Raw genomic sequence first — 20,680 nt, forward strand, 5'->3', positions numbered from 1 at the left:
GGGAGTCACGGGGAATGCGATCAGTGCCGTGAGCTGCGTCTTCGCAGGTGGAGCATGATCGACATGCGTCTTTGCAAGCAGGATGCCAGGAGCTCGAATCTCCTAGGCTCCACCACCCTCCCGACACGAAGAAGCCCAGGTTCAGTCGCAATTCCCGTTGCAGTTCAGGGCCGTTCAGGGCGGTTCACGGTGGGCCGCCTACACCCTCTGAACTGCATTGAACCGCTCGGGACCACACGAGATCGATCTTTTAATCCGTAGTTTCTGGGTTCGAGTCCCAGGCGCCCTGCCAGCGGAAGCGGTGGTTTCCGACCTTCCTGGGAAGACGGTGTGCAGCCACCTTCCACAGCCGAAGGGCCGGTCCTCGCCAGGAGGCCGGCTCTCATGCGTGTCGTGGTCATCCGAACAGCTTCTTGGCGACCGCGTCGACGGCCGCGCGTTCGATGTCCGGGAGCACGTGCGTGTAGGTGTTCATGGTCAGCCCGATCTGGCTGTGACCGCGCGTCTTCATCACGGTCCGCGGTGAGGCGCCGGAGGCGAGCAGGAACGAGGCGCAGGCGTGGCGCAGGTCGTGAAGCCTCAACCGGTCGAGCCCCGCCCTCTTCCGGGTGGCCCGCCACCGGGTGCTGAGGTTGCCCGGTTCGATGGGGGTTCCGATCGTGGACGGGAAGACGAGCCCGAGGTTCTGCCACCGCTTGCCCGCGGTGAGCTGTTCGGCCGCCTGAGCCCGCCTGTGCCTACGGAGCGCCGCCAAGGTCGGTTCCGGCACGGGGACGACCCGGCGGGACCGGTCCGTCTTGGGATCGACGAACCGAAGGGAGCCGTCCGCCCGTTGGAGCGTCTGCCGTACGGCGAGCAGCCCGCCGGCGAAGTCGATGTCATCCCAGAGGAGCCCGAGGAGTTCGCCGCGCCGCAGGCCGAGCGTCAGCGCGCAGATCCAGAAGGCTTCCAGCCGGTCGTCTCTGATCACGTCGAGCAGTCGTTCGGCCTCCTCGATCGTGAGGACCCGCGCCTCTTCCCGGCGCACGGCCGGAGGCTTGACGAGCTTGGCGACGTTCCGGTGCACCGGCTCCTCCCGCCGGGCATCGGCCAGCGCGTTCCGGATCAGTTCGTGAATCCGCTTGACGGTGGCGGCCGTAAAATCTGATCCGGCGCTTTCCTTCTTTCACTTACGCCGACTCCGCATCGAACTCTGCTGACGCGGCATCCCGTTGCTCCTTGAGGACCACCCCTACGTTCCATGGGAATATATTTCTGAATCAAGAGATGTCTCACGGCTGCGTGATGCCCTGACTTGCGCCTTCAGACCCTCGATCGCAAAGGGCTTTCGCGATCAAACGCCCGGTGATTAAGTGTGATCGGACCGCAGCATAGGGTGCGGCTCACCATCGTTCCATTTGACTCCAGGCAGACCGACCACGTCTGTTTGCTCAGGTTGGCTGAGCGTATTGCGCGCTCGCCCCCAGGGCGAGCAGGAGCGGATCATGAGGATTCGCAGATAAGGAAAGACGCTCCCGATTTAGATGCAACAGCCCAAGTGGGCACTCTCAGACGCTCTGTGGGTTCAGTCGCCGCCGGACCCCGGGACCGGAGGGATTTCACGCCGAAGAGGGCGTCCAGCAACTCCGAGATCTCGCCTCGCGGATTCCATCATGAGATATCTAGCCTGCCGCTTCACGCTTGGATCAGTAATGAGGTCAGGCTTTCTCAGGCCAATGTGCAGTGCGTACGTGTAGTCATGCACACTCTGTGCCAATTCAGGGGAACAGACGAGCTCAACGCTTTTCTTGGCCAGCCATAACTGATGAAGACCCTCCTGCGCGTCCACTTCACTTGGCGAATCCTTAGATTCAGCGCGTCTGTCCAGGATCATCTCGATTCGCTGGGCCGCATCGAGAAAAGAAAGGATTGCGGCCTTCCGCTCAGTGCGCATAGCGACAAGCTGGTCATGTTCCAAGCGCCTCCTGTCAACACGCGTGGCCAGGTGCTGGCCCAGGAGAGTTCCACCTGTCCCCAATAGCACGCCGAGCAGGGGCAGAACAGTTGTACTGAGCGCCTCCCAGTTCATACGCAAATGATCCAGGAGCGATAGCGTCTTGTATAGAGCGCGCCATCAGCCCCCTCCCTTTCGGCCGGCAGGCACGGGTATGACGCCGTCTCATCAGATCACGGTGCCGGCGTAAGACGGTGTCCGGGCGAACGAGGAGCCGCAGCCGACGCAGGGCCTCGCGGGGCGGCGACGTCAGCGGGGCGGCGAGGAGAGCACGGCCCTCGGGAGCGAATCTCACCCGCGTGTCGGCACCGAACCGCCGTTCGGGAGCGAACGCGCTGGCGCCGACGGCGCCCACCCGACCACGCCATGCTGATCAGGGCTGATCAGAGGCCTGTCAGGTGATGCCGTTCAGCGCTGAGCGGCACTACTGGCCGCCCTCTTCCCTGTCGGCCGCGGACATGGCGAGCATGTCGTCGACGCACCTGCGCATCAGTTGCTCGAACTGAACGAGGTCCCGGTCGCTCCATTCGGCGAACGCGGAGTCGAGGAGCCTCTGCCGGGCCGCCTCGAGCGCGTCCGTGATGCGACGGCCCGCACTGGTGATCGCGGCTTCCTTGACCCGTCGGTCCGCCGGGTTCGGACGCCGCTCGATCAAGCCGAGCTCGGCGAGTTTTGCCACCTGCCGGCTGACGGTGGTGTGGTCGCGTCCTGCCCGTTCGGCGAGTTCGACCACGCCGATCGGCCCGAACCGCCGGATTCCGACGATCAGTTTGAACAACGCGCGGTCGAGATCGATGCCTGCTTCGGCCATGAGGTCCTCGTCGCGTTGCGGCAGGTTCATGAGCGCGATCAGGTCGACGAGCGATTCATGCAGGCGCCGGAACGCGATGTGCCGGCGGTGTTGGGAAGCCATGCTCGCCACCGATGCCTTACGTGCCCTTGCGGACGGACGGGGAGATGCCAAGGCGAGAATACCGGCAGCCTCCGGCAGGCCGGCGGTGCCCGGCGGAGACGCCGCCTTCGCATGGCGAGGACGCGGATGCGGGTGGCGAGGCGTGGCGGGGGCCGTGCCGTTCCCGCGATGGGTGATCGGTCACCTCACGCCCGGCGTGGGAACGGATGGTCACGACGATCACCCCCGTGTAGATGTGCTCATGATACACATAATTTTCCACCACTGGGACGGTGCGGTCGCGACACCTGGATCAGAATTTCCTCTATGTGCTGATGGCTGTGAAAGACCAGTTCAAGCCGCTTTTCTCGATAGTCGGGAAGCCGTCGGGGTGATGTGCCGGCCATGGAGGAGGGCTTGACGACCGCTTCGACTGCGGAACATACTCCGTGCTAAATACACATAAAGTCGAACCGGGCGGGATGGGCTGCCCGGCCGACCGCCACCGACGGAGATGTGAACCGTGACACGCAACGAAGACCTTGATGTGATCATCTGTGGCTCCGGCCCGGCGGGATTGACCCTCGCCATCGATCTCGCCCGCAGGAACGTCGCGTTCCGGTTGATCGACAAGGCGCCGCACCCGTTCATCGGCTCACGCGGCAAGGGCATCCAGCCGCGCACCGAGGAGGTGTTCGAGGACCTCGGCGTGGTCGACCGGATCGTCGCCTCGGGAGGTGAGTACCCTCCCATGCGCACGTACACCCACGACGGACCGGTCGACAAGCACGCCGGGATCCTGCCGGAGCCGACGCATGCCGAGCCGTACCAGATCCCGCTGCTCGTTCCGCAGTTCCTCACCGAGCGCCGGCTGCGGGAGCGGCTGACCGAACTCGGCCACGCCCCGGAGTACGGTTGCGAACTCGTCGGCTTCGACCAGGACGCCGACGGCGTGACCGCGCGGATCGCCGCCCCCGACGGGGAGCGGACCGTGCGAGCCGCCTACCTGGTCGGCGCCGACGGCGGATCGAGCTTCGTTCGCAAGGCCCTCGGCATCGAGTTCCGCGGGAAGTCCCTCGACGTGCGGGCGCTCGTGGCCGATGTGCGGGTCGACGGCGCCTCGTCGCGCGTCTGGCACCGCTGGGGCAACGAGAAGCCCGAGCGGAGCGTCTCGCTGTGCCCGCTCCACGGCACCGACATGTTCCAGTACATGGCCCCGGTCCCCCTCGGCGTGGACGTCGACCTCTCGGCCGAAGGGCTCACCGCCCTGCTCCATGAGCGCGGCGGCCAAGACGACATCGTGATCCGCGAGGTGTCCTGGGCATCGGTGTTCACGATGCAGGCCCGGCTGGCCGACGCCTACCGGCGTGGGCGCGTGCTCCTGGCCGGGGACGCCGCGCACTGCCATCCGCCGACCGGCGGGCAGGGCCTGAACACGAGTATCCAGGACGCCTACAACCTTGGCTGGAAGCTCGCCGCCGTGCTCGACGGCGCGCCGGAGTCGCTGCTGGCGACCTACGAGGAGGAGCGCCGACCGGTCGCCGAGGCGGTCCTCGGCCTGTCCAAGAAGCTGCTCGAAGAGGCCAAGAACCGCGACATGCGCCGGGGCCGCGAGGTGACCCAGCTCGATGTCGGCTACCCGGACTCGTCCCTGTCGCTGACCGGCCTGGAGCCCTACAAGGGCGTGGCGTCCGGCGACCGCGCACCCGACGCTCCCGTCACCGGCGCGGGCGGGCTCGCCACGCGGTTGTTCAGCCTGTTCCAGGGCCCGCACTGGACCCTGCTCGGCTACGAGCCCGGCGACGCCCCGGTCCCGGAGCCGCGCAGAGGCCTGCGCATCCACGTCATCGGCGGCGACATCCTCGACACCGGAGGCCACGTCCAGAGCGCGTACGGGCTGTCACCCGAGGAGTGGGCGCTCATCCGGCCGGACGGATACGTCGCGGCCGTGGTCGGCACCGCCGAACTCGGCGCGATCGAGGCCTACCTCGACGGCGTCGGTGTCCGTCCCGTGCGGTGACGCGTCTCCACCCGAGCACGACAGGTCCGCGCCCGGACGGCGGGATCGCCGGTTCGGGCGGCGCGGACACCGAGCGGTGGTCGCGGATCCCGGCGCCGGAACGACCCGAGTGCTTCACGGAAGCTTCACGATCTCGCTCGTACGGGCCACACGGCACACCGGTTTCCTACCGGTCATGGACAGCTCTCACCTCACGCGAAAACTCGTGGTCGCGGCCCATGCCGGGCTGGCCGGGTCGCTGGTCGGCGCCACCGCCCTGCACATCGGATGGGCGAAGCAGGTGGACACCGTGCGGCACACGGTCAGCGACTACGCGCTGAGCAAGAACGCTGCCGCGGTCTTCGCCGGAACCGTGGCCAGCCTCTCGGCGGGTTCGGCGGCGCTGCTCGCCGGACTCGTGCGGTCCCGGCTGCCGATCGGAGCGCCGGCGACCGCGCTGCTGGGCGTGTGGTGCGGCGGCATGGCGCTCACCGGGATCTTCCGGACCGATCCGCAGGGCGGCGTCCCCACGGCCCGCGGGCTGACGCACCGATACGCGGCGGGCGGCGCGATCGCGACACTCCCGGCCGTCGGGCTCCTGATCGCCCAGCGGCTGCAGGGCGTGCCCGGCTGGGAGAGGAAGGCGCGGCCCCTGCGCCGCATCTCCTGGGCGAGCGCCGCCGGCGGCCTCGCCTTCCTGGCCGCGCACGTGTCCGCCACGGCCGCCCGGCCCACCCCGGCCGTGCGGGCGATCGGCGGCTGGCTGGGCCTGGCCGAGCGGGCGGCCCTGACCCTGGAGCTGAGCCTGCTGTTCCAACTGGCCGAGGCGGTGCAGGCGAGCCGGGAGGAACGGTGACCTGGCTCGCCATCGGCCTGGCGCTGCTGAACGCGTGCTTCTTCACGGCCGGGACCTGGCTGCAGCACAGTGCCTCGGGGGACGCGCCGTCCCTGGTGGCGGCGGCGCGGCGGCCCCGCTGGCTGGCCGGTCTGGCGCTGCTGGCGACCGGGGCGGTGTTCCAGGTCATCGCGCTGCGGCTGGCCCCGGTGACCGTGGTCGAACCGGCGGGCGTGATCGGGATCGTGGTGGGCGTGCTGCTGGGGCTGCGGGCGCGCAGAGACCGGCTGCGCCGGAGTACCGGGTGGGCGCTGGCGGCGATCCTCGTCGGGACGGTGGCGTTCGCGGTGCTCGCCGCGCTGAACACCGTGCCCGTCCCGATCACCACGGGAGCGCTGCTCACGGTCGGTGCGGCGGTCTCCGCCGTGGTGGCCGGCTGCCGGCTCGCCACCCGCCTGCTCAACGGCCGGGCGAGGTTCCTGGTACTGGGCATGGGCGGGGGCGCCGCCTACGGCTGCACCTCCACGCTCGTGCGGGCCGCCACGGAGCGGTACGCGGCGCACGGCGCCGACATGGAACTGCTCGGCATCCTCATCGGTCTCGCGGCGGCGGTCCTCGCGGGCTTCTGGCTCGTGCAGCGCGCCCACGCCGACGGGCCGCCCGAGGGCACGGTGGCGAACCTCACCGTCACGGACCCGCTGGTCGCCCTCTCCATCGGCATCGGCGTACTCGGTGAGGCACCCGGCCTGACCTGGCCGATCGCCGGTCTGGGACTGGTCTTCGCCGCCCTTGCGATCGGCGGGGTCGTCCGCCTCTCCCGCGACATCCCCACCGGCCCCGACTCCACCCAAGAACCTCCTTCCTGCGGCGCCTTTCACGACAGGAGCATCACATGCCCGGCGGCCACACCCAGCGCATCGTCATCGGCGCGGACACCTATCCTCCCGACGTCAACGGCGCGGCGAACTTCGCGCACCGCCTGGCCGTCGGGCTCGCCGAGCGTGGTCACGACGTCCACGTCATCTGCCCCGCCGCCCAGGACGCCGTATCCGAGCGCGTCGTGCGCGGCGGTCCGACGGTCCACCGCCTCGCCTCTTACGGCACCCCGTTCCATCCCACCTTCCGCGTCTGCGTGCCCTGGCGGATCCGCGGAGCGGCCGCCCGGTTGCTGGACCGCATCGCACCCGACGTGGTTCACGTACAGTCCCATTTCGGCGTAGGCAGGACGCTGACCGCCATCGCGCGACGCACGGGCGTGCCAGTGCTGGCGACCAACCACTTCATGCCGGAGAACCTCATCGGCTACGCCCCGCTGCCCGGCCGGCTCGCCACCGCGATCGGCCGGCTGGCCTGGCGTGACTGCCTCCGGGTCCTCCGCCGCGCCCGGATCGTCACCGCGCCCACCCCCCGCGCCGTACGACTGCTGTGCGAGCAGGGCCTGGACGGTACGGTCCTTCCGGTGTCCTGCGGGCTGGATCTGCGCCGCTTCGCGCAGTCTCCGGCGAGGAGAGCGGACGACGGACCGCGCGTGCTGTTCGTGGGCCGGTTGGACGCGGAGAAGAACGTGGACGTCCTCCTGCGCGCCCTGCCGCTGCTACCCGAGCGGCTTCCGGTCACGGCCGAGATCGTGGGCGACGGCTCCCGCCGCGGCGAACTGGAGGATCTCGCCCGCGCGCTCGGCGTCGCCGACAGCGTCGTCTTCCACGGCCTCATCGACGACCAGGAGGTCTTGGACGCCTACGCCCGCTGCGACGTGTTCTGCATGCCCGGTACGGCTGAGCTGCAGAGCCTCGCCACCATGGAGGCCATGGCCGCCGGAAAGCCCGTCGTCGCCGCCGACGCCATGGCCCTGCCCCACCTGGTGCGCCCGGGAGTCAACGGACTGCTCTTCCCGCCCGGCGACGTCCCGGCGCTGGCCGCGGCCCTCGGCTCGGTGCTGGGCGACCCCGTGACCCGGACGCGCATGGGCGACGCCAGCCGCGAGACCGTCGCCCGGCATGACATCGCGGACACCCTGGACACCTTCGAGACCCTCTACCAGGAAGCGGCCGAGACGCCCCGGCACTTCCGGATCGCCCGGGACGGGGGCAGGCATGAGCACCCAGCGCATTCTGGTCGTTGACGACGAGCCCAAGATTCGTATGACGGTACGCGGCTATCTGGAGGCGGACGGCTTCGAAGTCCTGGAGGCCCCGGACGGGCCGTCGGGCCTCGCCTCGATCGCCCGCGAACAACCCGATCTGGTGGTGCTCGACGTGATGCTGCCCGGGCTCGACGGGTTCGAGGTGCTGCGCCGGATCCGTGTCACGAGTCAGGTGCCGGTGATCCTGCTGACGGCGCGAACGGAGGAGGTGGACCGGGTCATCGGCTTCACGGCGGGCAGTGACGACTACGTCACCAAGCCGTTCAGTGCCCGGGAGCTCGCCCTGCGGGCGCGGGCCATCCTGCGCCGGGCGGACGGCCCGGACCCGGCGCCGGAGGACCGCACCCTGCGTTTCGAGGGGCTGGCCATCGATCCCGACGCGCGGACCGTCGTCGCCGAGGCCGGCCGTACGGTGGAGTTGTCCGCGCTCGACTTCGACCTGCTGATGGTCCTGGCCCGCGCGCCGGGCCGGGTGTTCACCCGCCGGGGGCTGATCGATCACGTATGGGGCCGCGACTTCTTCGGCGACGAACGCGTGGTGGACGTCCACATCCGCACGCTGCGGCGCGCGCTCGGCGACGACGCGAACGCGCCCCGCTTCGTGGGCACGGTGCGGGCCATCGGCTACCGTTTCCTCGCCCGGCCCGCCGGATGAACCGCCGGGGAGCCGGGCGGGCCGTGGCGACGCGTATCCCGGTCGGCGGCGCGGCACGGGAGCCGGCGTCGGCCGTGCGCGTGGTGCGGTCCCGCGCGGCGATGGCGGTCACGGCGCTGTGGTGGCGGCTGCCGCCGCTCGTCCGCCGGGTGTCGTCCCGCGCGGCGAAGCCGGTCGTGGCGTTGTGGCGATTGCCGCCGCCGCTGCCGTTGACCGTCCGCCTGGCGTTGTCCCATGTGGCGGTGCTGGCCGTGACGCTCATGGCGGTGAACATCGCCGCCGACGCCTTGGCCGGCTTCGACGACTACGACGAACTCCGCAGGAGATTCTCCAGCCTCGAATCGGCGGTGGTCGAGCTGCTCGCCCGGGGCATCCAGGAGAAGGTCGGCATCGAACTGGTCTGGCCCGCGCTGACCGTCGGCCTGGTCACGGCGCTCGTGTTGTCCTTGGGGTTCTCCCGGTTCCTGCTGCGGCCGCTGCGCCAGGTCAGCGCCGCGACCCACCGCCTCACGGAAGGGCACTACGACGACGTCCTCGACGTCCCCCGCGAGCCGGGACTGGCCGCCCTGGTCGAGGACGTCAACCGGCTGGCGGCGGCGCTCGCCGACATGGAGCGCCGCCGCGCCCGCCTCGTCTCGGAGATCGCCCACGAGATGCGCACCCCCCTCACCATCCTCAGCGGTCAGATCGAGGGAATGGCCGACGGCATCTTCGCCCCCGACGACCTCATGTTCGCCTCCCTCGCCGACGACCTCAACCGGCTGCGGCGCCTCGCGGACGACCTGTCCAACCTCTCCCGCGTCGAGGAGGGCGCGTTCGTCCTGCACCACACGCCCACCGACGTGACCGCGCTGGCGGTGAGCACCGCCGAACGGCTGCGGCCCCAGTTCGACGACGGCGGGATCACGCTCGGCACGATCCCGGGCCCACCGGTCATGGCTCTGCTCGACGCGGGCCGCATCACCCAGGTGCTGGTCAACCTCCTGGGCAACGCCCTGGCCGCCTGCGATCCCGGCGGCCGGGTGGCGGTGAGCGTGAACGCCACCCGCGGCCCGGAGCCGCAGGTCGAGATCCACGTCCAGGACACCGGCATCGGCATCGCCGCCCACGACCTCACACGGATCTTCACCCGTTTCGAACGCGTCCAGCACCTGGAACGCCCGGCCCCCGCGGGTGGCAGCGGCATCGGCCTGACCATCGCCCGCGGCATCGTCCGCGCCCATGGCGGCAACATCACGGCCACCTCGCGGGGCCTGGGCCTAGGGGCGACCTTCATCGTCCGCCTGCCACTACGTCCGGGCCGGCCCGCCTGATCCCGACCTCCTCGGAACGGCCGACCTGGCCCAGCGGGCCGCCGGTGTGGACCGTATACCGCTTCAAATCCATCGCGCAGGGCTTGAGCCGGGCGTTCTCCGGAGCGGCTACGCGGCTCGGCACCGACCGCAGGTGCCGTTCACCGTGGATCAGCATGCGGTCGGCGCACTCGGCCCGTACGGTGCGCACCCACCGCTCGGCGTAGCAGCCGGCCCGTTCCCAGGCTGACGGCACATGGACCGAACAAGTGAGGTTGTCGGGCCTCGCTGCCATGATCTTCGCGTCCATCGCTCTCGCGGGAAGGCATGAGAATGAGCAGCGCTACGGCGGCAGCCTACAAGTGGCTCTGCCGGGAGTTCAGCGACGACCTCGGAGAGATATGGCTCTTCGCCGGCTTCGTCCGGGACCTGTCCCCCGAACACGCCCTGCAACGCATCGGCGTCATCCCGGGGTCCCTGGGGGAATCCGGATTCGGCGTCGCGGCCTATGCGGCCGACGGTGGAACCGCTCTGATCGAATACGGCTGGGCCGGCATCATCTACGACCACGATATGGAGCTGTCCGAGGGCACAGCCGCGGCCGTGGTGCGGGCGACCATCAACAACCGGGACTTCACCTGTTCCGTCGACGGCCGCTTGATCACCACGTTCAGTCTGTGCTCCTACCGTTTCCGGGAGGGGGCCGACCCCGACCGGCTCCAGGCGGATGTCGAGGACCTCGGCATGGACATCGACGGCGACCGGCTCGGCTTCCCCGACGATCCCGTCTCCAGCGCTCTGGCCCTCGCCGAACGCGCCACGGGCGTCCACCTGTCTTCCGCCCGTTTCGCCCGTCCGGCTCTGATCGGATCCACCGACCACATCCATCCCTACTGCTGACGCCCTCGGCTCATGAGGATCCGGAACATACGCAGGGCCTGTCCGGTGAAGACCGGGTGGTCGGCGATGGTGGCGGGGACCGCGGCCGAGGTGCCGACGAGCAGCATCGCCGAGGCCGCGCCGACGGGGGCGGCCAGGGGTCTCATGCGGCGTGCTCCGGCAACGTCGAGGTGGCGGCCGGGGCGGCCAGGACCTTGCGGGTGATGCGTTCGGCGATGGCGGCGACCAGGGTCCTGGGGCGGCGGGGCGTCAGATGTGCCGTCAGGGCGTTGCCGAGTCCGGGGGCGACGTAGCCGCGGTCGCGCTCCAGCGCGCGCAGCGCGGCGCGTACGACGGGCTCCGGGGTGGTCATGGAGCCGGTGACGGCCGCCCGGCGGGTGCCGATGGTGTCGAAGAAGGCGGTCTCGACCGGGCCGGGGCACAGGGTGAGCACGCGGATGCCACGCCGGCGGTACTCCTGACGCAGGGCGAGGCCGAAGTTGAGCACGAACGCCTTGGCCGCACCGTAGACGGCGAAGTACGGGGAAGGCTGGAAGGCGGCGTTGGAAGCGACGTTGACGACCGAGCCGCGGCCGCGCTCCAGCATGCCGGGCAGCAGCTCATGGGTGAGGTCGACGAGTGCGACGACATTGACCATCAGCTGGTCGTGGTCGCGGGCCCCGGATATCTCCTCGAAGCGGCCACAGGTGCCGAAGCCGGCGTTGTTGACCAGCAGGTCGACGCTCAGACCGCGGGCGGCCAGCCGGTCGGCGACGCGGCGGGCCGCGTCCGGTTCGGCGAGGTCCTGGACCAGCACATGGGCGCGCACGCCGTGCTCGGCGATCAGGCGCTCGGCGAGAGCGGCGAGCCGGTCGCCGGAGCGCGCCACCAGGATCACATCGTGTCCCTGGGCGGCGAGCTGCGCGGCGAACTCCGCGCCGAGGCCGGACGACGCTCCGGTGATGAGGGCGGTGCTGTGCACGGGTTTCTCCTTCAGCCGAGATCAACTGAGAGGAGAAGGTACCAGTAATCCAGATAACTGCAACAGGGTTGATTCAGATAAGGCCAATGTCGCATCAGACATGTATTGTCTCTCTGGATGAGCGGTCTGGCGGGAGGCGTGATGGGTGAGACGGCGGCACGATCGTTGCGGGCGGACGCGGAGCGCAGCGTGCGTGCGATCCTGGAGGCGGCCGAGCGGCTGCTCGTCGAAGAGCCCGGTGCATCCATGGAGCAGATCGCCGCGGCCGCGGGAGTGGCCCGCACGACGATTCACCGGCGGTTCGCCAGCCGACAGGCGCTGATCGAGGCGCTGGCGTCGTCCGCGGCCCGCCAGCTCGCCCAGGCCGTCGAGGACGGCAGGCCGGACACCGCGCCGCCGCTGGTGGCGATGCACCGGATCACAGCCAACGTGCTCCAGGTCAAAAGCGCCTGGGCGTTCGCTCTGGAGCTGCCGGCGGACCCGGACAGCGAGGCCGCCGTCCTCCAGCGGGACATCGCCCGCCGCTGCATCGCCGTACTGAAGCGGGCCCAGGCCGACAAGCTCATCGACGAAGCAGCCGACCTCGACTGGGTGCGCCAGGTCTACTACGCGCTCATCCGGGAGTCCCTGCACGGCGACGCGGACGGCGCCGACCCGGACGCCCTCGCCGCCCGCATCATCGACACCCTGCTGCACGGCGCCGGCCCACGCGCCTGAGCCGGGGGCCGCGGCGCCGGACGTTCCATGTCGGCTCGGCGACGACGTGGTCGGGCGCGGCTCCGTCAGGGTTCGCCCGAAGGCAGCGGTCCCGTCATCCCGCCACCGCCGGCTCTCCGCCGGGAACCCCGGCGGCGCCGTCCGCGGACACGGGCTTGGTGAGGAAGGCCGTCGCGTCGTCGGACGAATCCGTGCGGTAACCCTGGGCGCGGTAAAGGCGGATGTTGCGCCGGCTCCGGGCGCCGGTGGACAGCACGATGCGGTGGCAGCCGGCTTCGACCGCGGCTTCGGCCTCGCGCAGCAGCCAGCTCCCCACACCCTGGCCGCGCAGGTCGGGGACGACACCGAGGCGGCCCACGTGCCAGTCGTCCTCCACGCGGCGCGTGCGCACCATGCCCAGGAGCCGGCCGTCCCGCCACAGGCCCGTGGTCCGCCAGGTGGCCAGCCATGCGCGCACCTGCTCAAGCGACTCCTCCAGGGCGGGGATGGCCAGGGTGTCGTTGGCCAACGCCTCCTCCATCCAGCAGCAACGCTGGAGCACCAGAACCTCTGGGGCGTCGTCCGGGGTCAGCGCTCTCACGTACGACCCCGGCAGCGGTCCCGCCCCCGAACCCGAGCGGGTTCGCTCGCGCATCGGCCGCAGAGCGTGGGCGAGGCGGACGAGCTCGTCCAGGACCCCGACAGCGGTCTTGTCACGGCCGGCGTCCGGGCGGAGCCGCCCGCCGTCCACCGTGTCGGCGATGCGCAGGGCGACCGTGGCACCCAGCGGCACCAGCCGCAGCGTGGTTACCACCTGCTTGGCGTGCTGGACCGACCGGGTGCCCGCCGAGGTGTTGCCGTAGCTGACGAACCCCATCGGCTTCCATGCCCATTCCCGGCCCAGGTAGTCGAGGGCGTTCTTGAACGCCGCCGGCATGCCGTAGTTGTACTCGGGGGTGACCGCGATGAAGCCGTCCGCCGCGTCCACCATCGCGCTCCACCGCTTGGTGTGCTCGTTCCGGTAAACGCCGGAGGCCGGCTCGTCCTCCTCGTCGAGGAACGGCAGTGCGAGGTCGCCGAGGGTCACCGGCAGGAGATCCACGCCCAGTTCCGCGGCCCGTGGCGTGATCGCGTCGATCAGCCACCGGCCCACCGCCGGGCCGAGAGCGCCGGGACGGGTGCTGCACACGAGGACAAGGATCCGCACAGGTTTCGTTGACATGGAAACGAACATAGCTGGTAACTTGTTTACATGTCAAAGAAGTGGTCCTCCGAGGCGGTGCGCTGGCTCGACGCGGACGAGGAACGCGCCTGGCGCGCCCTGCGCCGGATGATGATCGCGATCCAGTCGCGCACCGCGCACGACCTGGCCGCGATCGGCCTGTCCGACCCCGACTACGAGGTGCTCAGCACGCTCTCCGAGCGTCCGGGCCGCGCCAGCACGCTGCGCGAGCAGGCCGCCAAGATGGGTTGGTCGCGCAGCCGCCTGTCGCGGCACGCCAGCCGCATGGAGGCTCGCGGTCTCGTGCGGCGCGAGCCCGACCCGGACGATGGCCGGGGCTGTTATCTCGTCCTCACCGAGGACGGCCTGGAAGCGCTTGAGGACGCCGCCCCGATCCACCTGGAATCGGTCCGCCGCCACGTCATCGACCGGCTCTCGCCCGCGGACCTGTCCGCCCTGGAGAACATCGCCCGCAAACTGGAAGAACCCGCATGATCATCAGGTGAGCGTGCGCCTCCTCGGAGATCCCGGCGACAGGTGTTGATACCTGGCGGATACACGGGTGAGCGCGTATGGATACCCAGCCAACACCGAGCGGAGGAGAACGGCCGCCAGGGTGGCCACGGCGCCGCGAGAGGCGGCGCGGTTCCGCCATGTCACGGTGAAGGAGTACTCCATGCGTGTGCTGATGCGCTGTCTGCTCGGTCTCGCGGTGCTGACCGGGTGCGGTGCGAACGCCGTCCCCGTGGCCGACGGCGGGAACGCCTCGATGGACAAGGCCCGCGAGCGGGAGAACGTCGTCGCCACCTGCATGAAGCAGAAGGGTTTCTCCTACACCCCCTCGGTCAGCCGGCCCAAGCGGTCCGATGCGAACCCCGCCGACTACGCGGCGATGAAGGCGGACCGCAGCAAGAACGGCTTCGGAGTCTTCTCCGCCATCGTCTATCCGAAGCCGCCGGAAGCGCAGGCGCCGGACGCCAACCAGGCGACGATCGACGGCCTCTCCGGCGCTGAAAGGGACTCCTACCTCAAGACCCTGAACGAGTGCCGGGTGACCGCCCTCCGGCAGGTGAACGGCCTGAAGGTCACCTCGGTCGCCGACTACCAGGACCAGATGAGCACGGAGATCGAGAACATCGACAAGGAGCTCGACGGCGACCCCAGGCTCCTGGAGCTCGCCGCGCCCTTCGCCGAGTGCCTGAAGTCCAAAGGCGAGCGGGTGACCTCCACGAGGCCGCTCGCACTGAGCGTCCGCGGCATGGATGTGTGGGGCGAAAAGATCGACCGGCTCGGCAAGGCGGGCACCGTCACGGCGGAGGCGGCCAGGCCGTACCTCGCCAAGGAGATCACGTCGGCGCTGGTCGACCTGGAGTGCGGCAAGGACTTCTACGCCGCCTTCATCCCCCTGCAAAAGCGGCTCACCAACGAGGCCAGGGTGAAGTACGGGTTCCAAGAGCAGTGATGCGCACCCCTCGTGGAAAGCTGCTGCTCGTGCTGGCCGTGGTCCTGGTGGTGGCGGGGACCGGCTGGGGAGTGGGCACCCTGCTGCGCTCTCCGGCCGACGAGGCGGCGGCGCGCAAGCCGCCCGAACCGTCGCTGGTCACCGTCGCGGTCGAGCGGCGCGAGCTGGTCGCCACCGTCGTGGTCAGCGGCACGCTGGAGTACGGCTCGCCGTATCCGGTGTCGCTGGCCGGGGTGGTGGGCGGCAGCGAAACCGCTCAGCGCGCCACCCGTGCTCCCCGGCGGGGCACCCTCGCGGAGGGCGCGGTGATGATGGAGGTGAACGGACGCCCGGTGTTCGTCTTCTCCGGCAGGGTGCCGATGCACCGCAGCGTCGTCCTCGGCGCCAAGGGGGCCGATGTCCGGCAGTTGCAGAAGGCGCTGCGCAGGCTCGGTTACCGCGCACCGGCGACCGGCGTGTTCGACCAGGCGACCGCTGCCGCGGTTTCCCGCTTCTACGCCAAGAGGGGCTATGAGGCGCAGCAACCCACCTTGGAACTGCGGCAGAGGCACGACGACCTGCGCCGGGCCGTGCGGACCGCGCAGGAAGTGCTCGCGACCGAGCGTAAGGCCCTTGACCAGGGCAAGGACGTGCTCCCGCTGAAAGTCAGGCTCGCCAACGCCCGGCAGGATCTGAGGGAGGCCGAACAGGCGCTGAAGAGCGCGCGGGCACAGGACCACACCACCGAGGACGAGGCCAAGGCCGAGGCCGCCGAGAGCGCCGTACGGGCGGCCGAGGAGAAGCTGCTGGCGGCTCGGCAGGAGCTCGCCCAGGCCACCGCGACGCCCACCGCGACGCCGACCCCCGCGCACACCCTCGGCCCCAGCCCCACCACGGAGCCCACCGCGGGTGCCACGGCCGGGCCGCCTGCCGACACCCGTCTGCTCGAACTCCGGGTCGCCAACGCCGGAGCCGATCTGGCCGCCGCCAGGTCGGCTCTGGAGCGCGTACGGGAAGAGGCCGATACCGAGCGGGCCAGGCGGCTGACCGAGCTGACGAAGAACGTCCGGGTGGCTCGCGAGGCCGTCGTCACCGCCGAGCAGGCGCTCAGGCAGGCCAGACAGCTCTCGCCCGTCAAGCTGAAGGTGGCCAACGCCCGGAGTGACCTGGCCGCGGCGCGGGCGCTGCTGGCCGAGTTCTCCCGCACCTACGGCACCGTCGTCCCGCCGGGAGAGGTCGTCTTCCTGCCCAGACTGCCCGCCCGACTGCATAGGCCGACCGTCAGGGCGGGCGAGCTGGTGGACAGGTCGATCGCCACGGTGACCAGCTCCACCTTCGTGGTCTCGGGCTCGGTGGACGCGGCTGAGGCCGAGCGGCTGAAAGCGGGTCTGAACGCGAGCATCGAAACCGAGGCCGGAAAGATCGTCCCCGGTACGGTGACCTCCCTCGGCGGGCGCGACGCGAAGGGCGCCGTGCCGGTGACGATCACTCCTGCCTCGATGAAGGGCCTCAAGAAGCTCGCCGGCGCGCCCGTCACGGTTCGCGTCACCATCGGAGCCACCGATCGGGAGGTGCTCGTGGTCCCCGCCGCGGCGGTCGTCACCGCCGCGGACGGCAGGGCCCGGGTGCAGGTGGAGACCGCGCCCGACCGGACCAGGGAGGTCGAGGTACGCACCGGCCTGTCCGCCGACGGAGCCGTGGAGGTGACCGGCGACCTCAAGCCGGGCGACATGGTGGTGATCAACAGTGCCTGAGCCGGTCATCCTGCTCGACGACCTGACCAAGGAGTTCCCCGCCGATCCCCCCGTCAGAGCGCTCTCCGCCATCGACCTGAGAGTCGAGAGATCGGACTATGTCGCCATAGTCGGCCCCTCGGGGTCCGGCAAGTCCACCCTGCTCAACATGCTCGGCCTGCTCGACCGGCCGACCAGCGGCGGCTACCGGCTCGACGGCATCGAGACCACCACGCTGAAGGACAGCGCGCGGACCACGGTGCGCGGCAGCCGTATCGGCTTCGTCTTCCAGTCCTTCCACCTGCTGCCCCACCGCAGCGTGCTGGAGAACGTGATGCTGGCCGAGGTCTACGGCAGGGGGTCGCGCAGGGGGCGGCGCGAGCGCGCGCTGCGGGCCCTGGAGCGGGTACGGCTGTCGCACCGGGTGGAGTTCCTGCCCGGCAGGATGTCCGGTGGCGAGCGGCAGCGCGCCGCCATCGCCCGCGCCCTGATGGGCGGGCCCGCGCTGCTGCTGTGCGACGAGCCCACCGGCAACCTCGACAGCAGGAACACCCACGCCGTGCTCGACCTGTTCGACGAACTGCGCGCCCAGGGCCTGACCATCGTGGTCATCACCCACGAGAACGAGGTGAGCGAGCGCGCCGCGCGCCGGGTGCGCATCACCGACGGCACCTTGGTCGAGGAGTAGATGTGCACCCGCGCGACCTGCTGAACGAGGCCATGGCGGGCCTGCTGGCCCGCCCGGTGCGCTCGGTGCTGACCACGCTGGGCACCGTGCTGGGCATCACCACCCTCGTGGTCACCCTGGGCGTCGCCGCGACGGCGGGCAACCAGATCGTCGGCCGCTTCGACGAGCTGACCGCCACCTCCGTCACGGTCGAGGTCCCGGAGAACCCGTTCCCCTTGGTCGATTGGGCCGACGTCGGCCGGGTGACCCGACTGCGCGGGGTGGTCTCCGCCGCCGCCCTCGCCGAGTCGGAACAGAGCGCCAACCTCAGCGTCCGCTCCAACGACGTGGTGGACCCCACCCGGGTCACCGACCAGACTCTCACGGTGGTCGCCAGCAGCCCGGGGCTGCCGGCCGCGGTCAAAGGCAGGATGGTCGAGGGCCGCTACTTCGACGCCGGGCACATCGCCCGCGGGGACAGGGTCGTCGTGCTGGGCCGGCACGCGGCCGACATGCTGGGCATCACCCGGCTGGAACGGGCTCCGGCCGTCTTCATCGGCACCCAGGCGTACACCGTCATCGGTGTGCTCGGTGACCTGAAACGTGAGAAGAGCCTTGCGAGCGCCGTCATGCTGCCACCGGCCGTCGGCAAGCGCTACGGCCTGAGCACCGTGACCCGGGTCCTGGTCAACACCGGCCTCGGCGCCGCCGAACTGATCGCCAGGCAGGCGCCGGCCGCGCTCAGCCCCGGCAACGAGGCCCTCCTCCAGGTCATCTCGCCGTCCAGCCCCACCAGAGCTCGCGATGCGGTGGAGGGCGACGTCAACGCCCTCTTCCTGATCCTCGGGCTGGTCTCCCTGGTCGTCGGCGCGGTCGGCATCGCCAACGTCACCCTGGTGACCGTGATGGAGCGCATCGCCGAGATCGGCCTGCGCCGCGCCCTGGGCGCCGCCCGCCGTCACATCGCCGCGCAGTTCCTGCTGGAGTCCACCCTCACCGGGCTGACCGGCGGCGTCGTCGGCGCCTCCGTGGGGATCGTCGTGGTCGTCGCGGTCTGCGCCGCCAAGCAGTGGACCCCGGTCCTGGACGTACGGCTGGCCGTCATGGCGCCTGCCGCCGGTGCCGTCGTCGGGCTGCTCGCGGGTCTGTACCCGGCCCTGCGTGCCGCTCGCATGGAACCTGTCAACGCACTTCGGTAGATATGGTGCTTTTTCATGACATCCCTGCTGCTCGTCGAAGACGACGCGGTGATTCGCGCGTCGGTCAGCCTGGCCCTGGAACGCTACGGATTCCGAACCGCCACCGCCGCTGACGGGCTGAGCGGCCTGGAGGCGGCCCAGGCGGGCGGCCACGACCTCCTGCTGCTGGATGTGATGTTGCCCGGCCTGGACGGCATCAGCCTGTGCCGCAGGGTCCGGGAGACCAGTCAGGTGCCGATCCTCATGATGTCGGCCCGCGGTGACGGACTGGACGTCGTCGCAGGACTGGAGGGTGGCGCCGACGACTACGTGGTCAAACCGGTCGACCTGTCGGTGCTGGTGGCCAGGATCCGGTCACTGCTGCGCAGGGCCGCCTTCGCCCGGCCGGTGCCCGCCGAACCCACGGCGGGGCAGGCCGTCGCGTTCGCCGTACTGGACTTCGGCGAGCTGAGCATCGACACCGGCGCGCTGGAGGTACGGCGGGCCGGGCAACGCGTCGAGCTGACCCCGACCGAGCTGCGGCTGCTGCTGGAGTTCGCCGCCCACCCCGGCATCGTGCTGGAGCGTGCCACGCTGCTGCGCACCGTCTGGGACTACGGCTGGGACGGCGACAGCCGCGTCGTCGACCTCTGCGTGCAGCGGCTGCGCAAGAAGATCGGCGCGGACCGGATCGAGACGGTGCGCGGGTTCGGCTACAAGTTGCGCACGTCATGACGGTGGGCTCGCTGCGGTGGAAGGTGGCGGTGCTGATCACACTGGCCTGCTGCGCGGTCGCGGCCGTGGTCGGGGTCCTGGTCCACCGCACGACGCTTGAGCGCACGATGCGGCAGGGTGAGGAGCGGGCGCTGGTGTGGGCCGAGATGGTCGCCAAGGAGTACCGCGCGGGCACTCCCCCCGAGGGGCCTGTCCCGTGGACCGAATCGATCAAGAGACCGGATGAGCTGCCTTCGCCCCTGCGCGAACGGCTGGCCGTGGAGTCGCCCGCCACCTGGTACGACGACCGGAAGCCCGACCAGCCGTGGATGTGGGCGGCGCAATGGGTGGACGGGGGACTCGTGGCCACCTCCACGATGGAGGTGGGATCCGACATGATCCGGCTGCGTGCCCTCGACCGGGCCATGGTCCGGGCCGCGCTGATCGCGCTCGCCGTGGTGGTGCCGATCTCGGTGTGCCTGGCCGAGCCGGCCAACCGGCGGTTGCGGCGGGTCGCCCGCACCGCCCGCAGGATCGCGAACGGCGACCTGGACGCCCGCGTCGCCCCGGCTCCCCCGCGCCGGGGCGGCGGCCTGGCGCGCTGGGGCGGGCATGACGAGATCGCCGACATCTCCGCCGCCGTGGACTCCATGGCGGCGAGCCTGCAGCACCGGCTGCTGGCCGAGCAGCGGTTCACCGCCGATGTCGCCCATGACCTGCGTACTCCGCTGATGGGCCTGGTCGCCGTGGTCGAACTGCTGGAGGAGGGCGAGACGACCGATCTGGTACGCGGCCAGGTGCGGGTGCTGCGCTCGCTGGTGGAGGACCTGCTGGAGGTCTCCAGGCTTGACGCGGGCGCCGAGGTCGCCGAGCGGGTACGGGTGCCGCTGGCCGAGTTGGCCGAGGAGTCCGCGGCCCGGGTGGGGGTCGAGGTGCGGGTGCTAGCTTCGGGGAATCCGGTGGCCGAGACGGACCCGCGTCGCCTTGACCGGATCCTCGCCAACCTCGTGCTCAACGCCCACCGCCACGGTGCGCCCCCGGTGGAGATCATGGTCCGGGACCACGTGATCGAGGTCCGTGACCGGGGATCGGGCTTCCCTCCGGAGCTCCTTGCCGACGGCCCGAAACGCTTCCGCACGGGTGCCGCCGAACGCGGCCGCGGTCACGGCCTCGGGCTGACGATCGCGCTGGGGCAGGCCCATGTCATAGGCGCCGATCTGACCCTGGCCAACGCCCCCGACGGCGCCGTCGCCGTCCTCCGCCTCCCCCGTCAGCCGTCGGGCTGATACGCGGGTGATACTCAGCCAAGCGCGGATGGAGACACGGCCACGGCCGGACGGACACGTGGGCAGCCCATCG

The 20,680-nt window shown here is 70.5% G+C and carries 21 protein-coding genes; 14 read left to right on the top strand and 7 right to left on the bottom strand.

The window, feature by feature from the left end:
* Positions 1–397: 397 nt before the first annotated feature.
* The 3 genes from ACQP10_RS35905 to ACQP10_RS35915 form a co-directional block, all read right to left on the bottom strand.
* The gene (locus ACQP10_RS35905; protein ID WP_433540515.1) at positions 398–1,066 is read right to left on the bottom strand and encodes a site-specific integrase; all 669 of its coding nucleotides are present in this window, start codon (positions 1,064–1,066) and stop codon (positions 398–400) included.
* Between the two features lie 498 nt (positions 1,067–1,564).
* The gene (locus ACQP10_RS35910; RefSeq protein WP_346018576.1) at positions 1,565–2,068 is read right to left on the bottom strand and encodes a hypothetical protein; all 504 of its coding nucleotides are present in this window, start codon (positions 2,066–2,068) and stop codon (positions 1,565–1,567) included.
* A 349-nt stretch (positions 2,069–2,417) separates the two neighbouring features.
* Positions 2,418–2,906, bottom strand: coding sequence for a MarR family winged helix-turn-helix transcriptional regulator (locus ACQP10_RS35915; RefSeq protein WP_433540516.1), 489 nt, complete (start codon positions 2,904–2,906; stop codon positions 2,418–2,420).
* 502 nt (positions 2,907–3,408) lie between these two features.
* Between ACQP10_RS35915 and ACQP10_RS35920 the strand changes: the two genes are divergently transcribed.
* From ACQP10_RS35920 to ACQP10_RS35940, 5 genes are all read left to right on the top strand, one after another.
* Positions 3,409–4,905, top strand: coding sequence for an FAD-dependent oxidoreductase (locus ACQP10_RS35920; protein WP_433540517.1), 1,497 nt, complete (start codon positions 3,409–3,411; stop codon positions 4,903–4,905).
* 175 nt (positions 4,906–5,080) lie between these two features.
* A complete protein-coding gene (locus ACQP10_RS35925) occupies positions 5,081–5,740 on the top strand; it encodes a DUF998 domain-containing protein (protein ID WP_433540518.1) in 660 nt (219 codons plus the stop codon).
* Positions 5,741–6,611: 871 nt separating this feature from the next.
* Positions 6,612–7,841, top strand: coding sequence for a glycosyltransferase (locus tag ACQP10_RS35930; protein ID WP_346018572.1), 1,230 nt, complete (start codon positions 6,612–6,614; stop codon positions 7,839–7,841).
* The gene (locus ACQP10_RS35935; RefSeq protein ID WP_433540519.1) at positions 7,813–8,517 is read left to right on the top strand and encodes a response regulator; all 705 of its coding nucleotides are present in this window, start codon (positions 7,813–7,815) and stop codon (positions 8,515–8,517) included. The genes ACQP10_RS35930 and ACQP10_RS35935 overlap by 29 nt, the downstream gene beginning before the upstream one ends.
* Before the next feature lie 23 nt (positions 8,518–8,540).
* On the top strand, positions 8,541–9,830 hold the full coding sequence (locus ACQP10_RS35940) for a sensor histidine kinase (RefSeq protein ID WP_346018570.1): 1,290 nt from the start codon (positions 8,541–8,543) through the stop codon (positions 9,828–9,830).
* On the opposite strand, the gene ACQP10_RS35945 is transcribed toward ACQP10_RS35940, so the two are convergent.
* Entirely contained in the window at positions 9,790–10,104 is a 315-nt protein-coding gene (locus ACQP10_RS35945) for a hypothetical protein (RefSeq protein WP_433540520.1), read from the bottom strand. The genes ACQP10_RS35940 and ACQP10_RS35945 overlap by 41 nt on opposite strands.
* 38 nt (positions 10,105–10,142) lie before the next feature.
* Here ACQP10_RS35945 and ACQP10_RS35950 point away from each other — a divergent pair, with 38 nt between their 5' ends.
* Positions 10,143–10,709: a DUF6461 domain-containing protein gene (locus ACQP10_RS35950; RefSeq protein WP_346018569.1), complete on the top strand. Its 567-nt coding sequence runs from the start codon at positions 10,143–10,145 to the stop codon at positions 10,707–10,709.
* Here the strand turns inward: ACQP10_RS35950 and ACQP10_RS35955 are convergent.
* Together ACQP10_RS35955 and ACQP10_RS35960 are read right to left on the bottom strand one after the other, a co-directional pair.
* Positions 10,700–10,855: a hypothetical protein gene (locus tag ACQP10_RS35955; RefSeq protein WP_346018568.1), complete on the bottom strand. Its 156-nt coding sequence runs from the start codon at positions 10,853–10,855 to the stop codon at positions 10,700–10,702. The genes ACQP10_RS35950 and ACQP10_RS35955 overlap by 10 nt on opposite strands.
* On the bottom strand, positions 10,852–11,670 hold the full coding sequence (locus tag ACQP10_RS35960; RefSeq protein WP_390002975.1) for an SDR family NAD(P)-dependent oxidoreductase: 819 nt from the start codon (positions 11,668–11,670) through the stop codon (positions 10,852–10,854). Before ACQP10_RS35960 ends, ACQP10_RS35955 begins: the two co-directional genes overlap by 4 nt.
* Positions 11,671–11,787: 117 nt before the next feature.
* On the opposite strand from ACQP10_RS35960, the gene ACQP10_RS35965 reads away from it, so the two are divergent.
* Entirely contained in the window at positions 11,788–12,387 is a 600-nt protein-coding gene (locus ACQP10_RS35965; protein ID WP_346018566.1) for a TetR/AcrR family transcriptional regulator, read from the top strand.
* Positions 12,388–12,481: 94 nt separating this feature from the next.
* On the opposite strand, the gene ACQP10_RS35970 is transcribed toward ACQP10_RS35965, so the two are convergent.
* On the bottom strand, positions 12,482–13,588 hold the full coding sequence (locus ACQP10_RS35970; protein WP_346018565.1) for a GNAT family N-acetyltransferase: 1,107 nt from the start codon (positions 13,586–13,588) through the stop codon (positions 12,482–12,484).
* 30 nt (positions 13,589–13,618) lie between these two features.
* Between ACQP10_RS35970 and ACQP10_RS35975 the strand changes: the two genes are divergently transcribed.
* The 7 genes from ACQP10_RS35975 (at position 13,619) to ACQP10_RS36005 (ending at position 20,607) form a co-directional block, all read left to right on the top strand.
* Positions 13,619–14,083 (top strand): MarR family winged helix-turn-helix transcriptional regulator, encoded by a 465-nt coding sequence (locus tag ACQP10_RS35975; RefSeq protein ID WP_346018564.1) that lies wholly within the window; start codon positions 13,619–13,621, stop codon positions 14,081–14,083.
* Between the two features lie 181 nt (positions 14,084–14,264).
* Positions 14,265–15,050 carry a hypothetical protein gene (locus tag ACQP10_RS35980; RefSeq protein ID WP_433540521.1) on the top strand — a complete coding sequence of 262 codons (786 nt, stop codon included), beginning with the start codon at positions 14,265–14,267 and terminating at the stop codon, positions 15,048–15,050.
* On the top strand, positions 15,050–16,783 hold the full coding sequence (locus ACQP10_RS35985) for a peptidoglycan-binding protein (RefSeq protein WP_433540522.1): 1,734 nt from the start codon (positions 15,050–15,052) through the stop codon (positions 16,781–16,783). Before ACQP10_RS35980 ends, ACQP10_RS35985 begins: the two co-directional genes overlap by 1 nt.
* Complete coding sequence (locus ACQP10_RS35990) at positions 16,776–17,450, top strand: ABC transporter ATP-binding protein (RefSeq protein ID WP_433540523.1); 675 nt, start codon at positions 16,776–16,778, stop codon at positions 17,448–17,450. Before ACQP10_RS35985 ends, ACQP10_RS35990 begins: the two co-directional genes overlap by 8 nt.
* 2 nt (positions 17,451–17,452) lie before the next feature.
* The gene (locus tag ACQP10_RS35995) at positions 17,453–18,628 is read left to right on the top strand and encodes an ABC transporter permease (RefSeq protein WP_346018560.1); all 1,176 of its coding nucleotides are present in this window, start codon (positions 17,453–17,455) and stop codon (positions 18,626–18,628) included.
* 15 nt (positions 18,629–18,643) lie between these two features.
* Entirely contained in the window at positions 18,644–19,342 is a 699-nt protein-coding gene (cseB, locus tag ACQP10_RS36000; RefSeq protein WP_346018559.1) for a two-component system response regulator CseB, read from the top strand.
* Complete coding sequence (locus ACQP10_RS36005) at positions 19,339–20,607, top strand: sensor histidine kinase (protein WP_346018558.1); 1,269 nt, start codon at positions 19,339–19,341, stop codon at positions 20,605–20,607. The genes cseB and ACQP10_RS36005 overlap by 4 nt, the downstream gene beginning before the upstream one ends.
* Positions 20,608–20,680: the final 73 nt, after the last annotated feature.

The sequence above is a fragment of the Streptosporangium sandarakinum genome, assembly GCF_050942225.1.
GTDB classification, from domain to species: domain Bacteria; phylum Actinomycetota; class Actinomycetes; order Streptosporangiales; family Streptosporangiaceae; genus Streptosporangium; species Streptosporangium nondiastaticum.

Excerpts from the sequence above, each read along its gene's own strand:
- ACQP10_RS35910 (WP_346018576.1), bottom strand. The coding sequence starts at position 2,068 with ATGAACTGGGAGGCGCTCAGTACAACTGTTCTGCCCCTGCTCGGCGTG.
- ACQP10_RS35915 (WP_433540516.1), bottom strand. The coding sequence starts at position 2,906 with ATGGCTTCCCAACACCGCCGGCACATCGCGTTCCGGCGCCTGCATGAA.
- ACQP10_RS35925 (WP_433540518.1), top strand. The coding sequence starts at position 5,081 with ATGGACAGCTCTCACCTCACGCGAAAACTCGTGGTCGCGGCCCATGCC.
- ACQP10_RS35930 (WP_346018572.1), top strand. The coding sequence starts at position 6,612 with ATGCCCGGCGGCCACACCCAGCGCATCGTCATCGGCGCGGACACCTAT.
- ACQP10_RS35935 (WP_433540519.1), top strand. The coding sequence starts at position 7,813 with ATGAGCACCCAGCGCATTCTGGTCGTTGACGACGAGCCCAAGATTCGT.
- ACQP10_RS35945 (WP_433540520.1), bottom strand. The coding sequence starts at position 10,104 with ATGGCAGCGAGGCCCGACAACCTCACTTGTTCGGTCCATGTGCCGTCA.
- ACQP10_RS35950 (WP_346018569.1), top strand. The coding sequence starts at position 10,143 with ATGAGCAGCGCTACGGCGGCAGCCTACAAGTGGCTCTGCCGGGAGTTC.
- ACQP10_RS35955 (WP_346018568.1), bottom strand. The coding sequence starts at position 10,855 with ATGAGACCCCTGGCCGCCCCCGTCGGCGCGGCCTCGGCGATGCTGCTC.
- ACQP10_RS35965 (WP_346018566.1), top strand. The coding sequence starts at position 11,788 with ATGAGCGGTCTGGCGGGAGGCGTGATGGGTGAGACGGCGGCACGATCG.
- ACQP10_RS35970 (WP_346018565.1), bottom strand. The coding sequence starts at position 13,588 with ATGTCAACGAAACCTGTGCGGATCCTTGTCCTCGTGTGCAGCACCCGT.
- ACQP10_RS35975 (WP_346018564.1), top strand. The coding sequence starts at position 13,619 with ATGTCAAAGAAGTGGTCCTCCGAGGCGGTGCGCTGGCTCGACGCGGAC.
- ACQP10_RS35980 (WP_433540521.1), top strand. The coding sequence starts at position 14,265 with ATGCGTGTGCTGATGCGCTGTCTGCTCGGTCTCGCGGTGCTGACCGGG.
- ACQP10_RS35985 (WP_433540522.1), top strand. The coding sequence starts at position 15,050 with ATGCGCACCCCTCGTGGAAAGCTGCTGCTCGTGCTGGCCGTGGTCCTG.
- cseB (WP_346018559.1), top strand. The coding sequence starts at position 18,644 with ATGACATCCCTGCTGCTCGTCGAAGACGACGCGGTGATTCGCGCGTCG.
- ACQP10_RS36005 (WP_346018558.1), top strand. The coding sequence starts at position 19,339 with ATGACGGTGGGCTCGCTGCGGTGGAAGGTGGCGGTGCTGATCACACTG.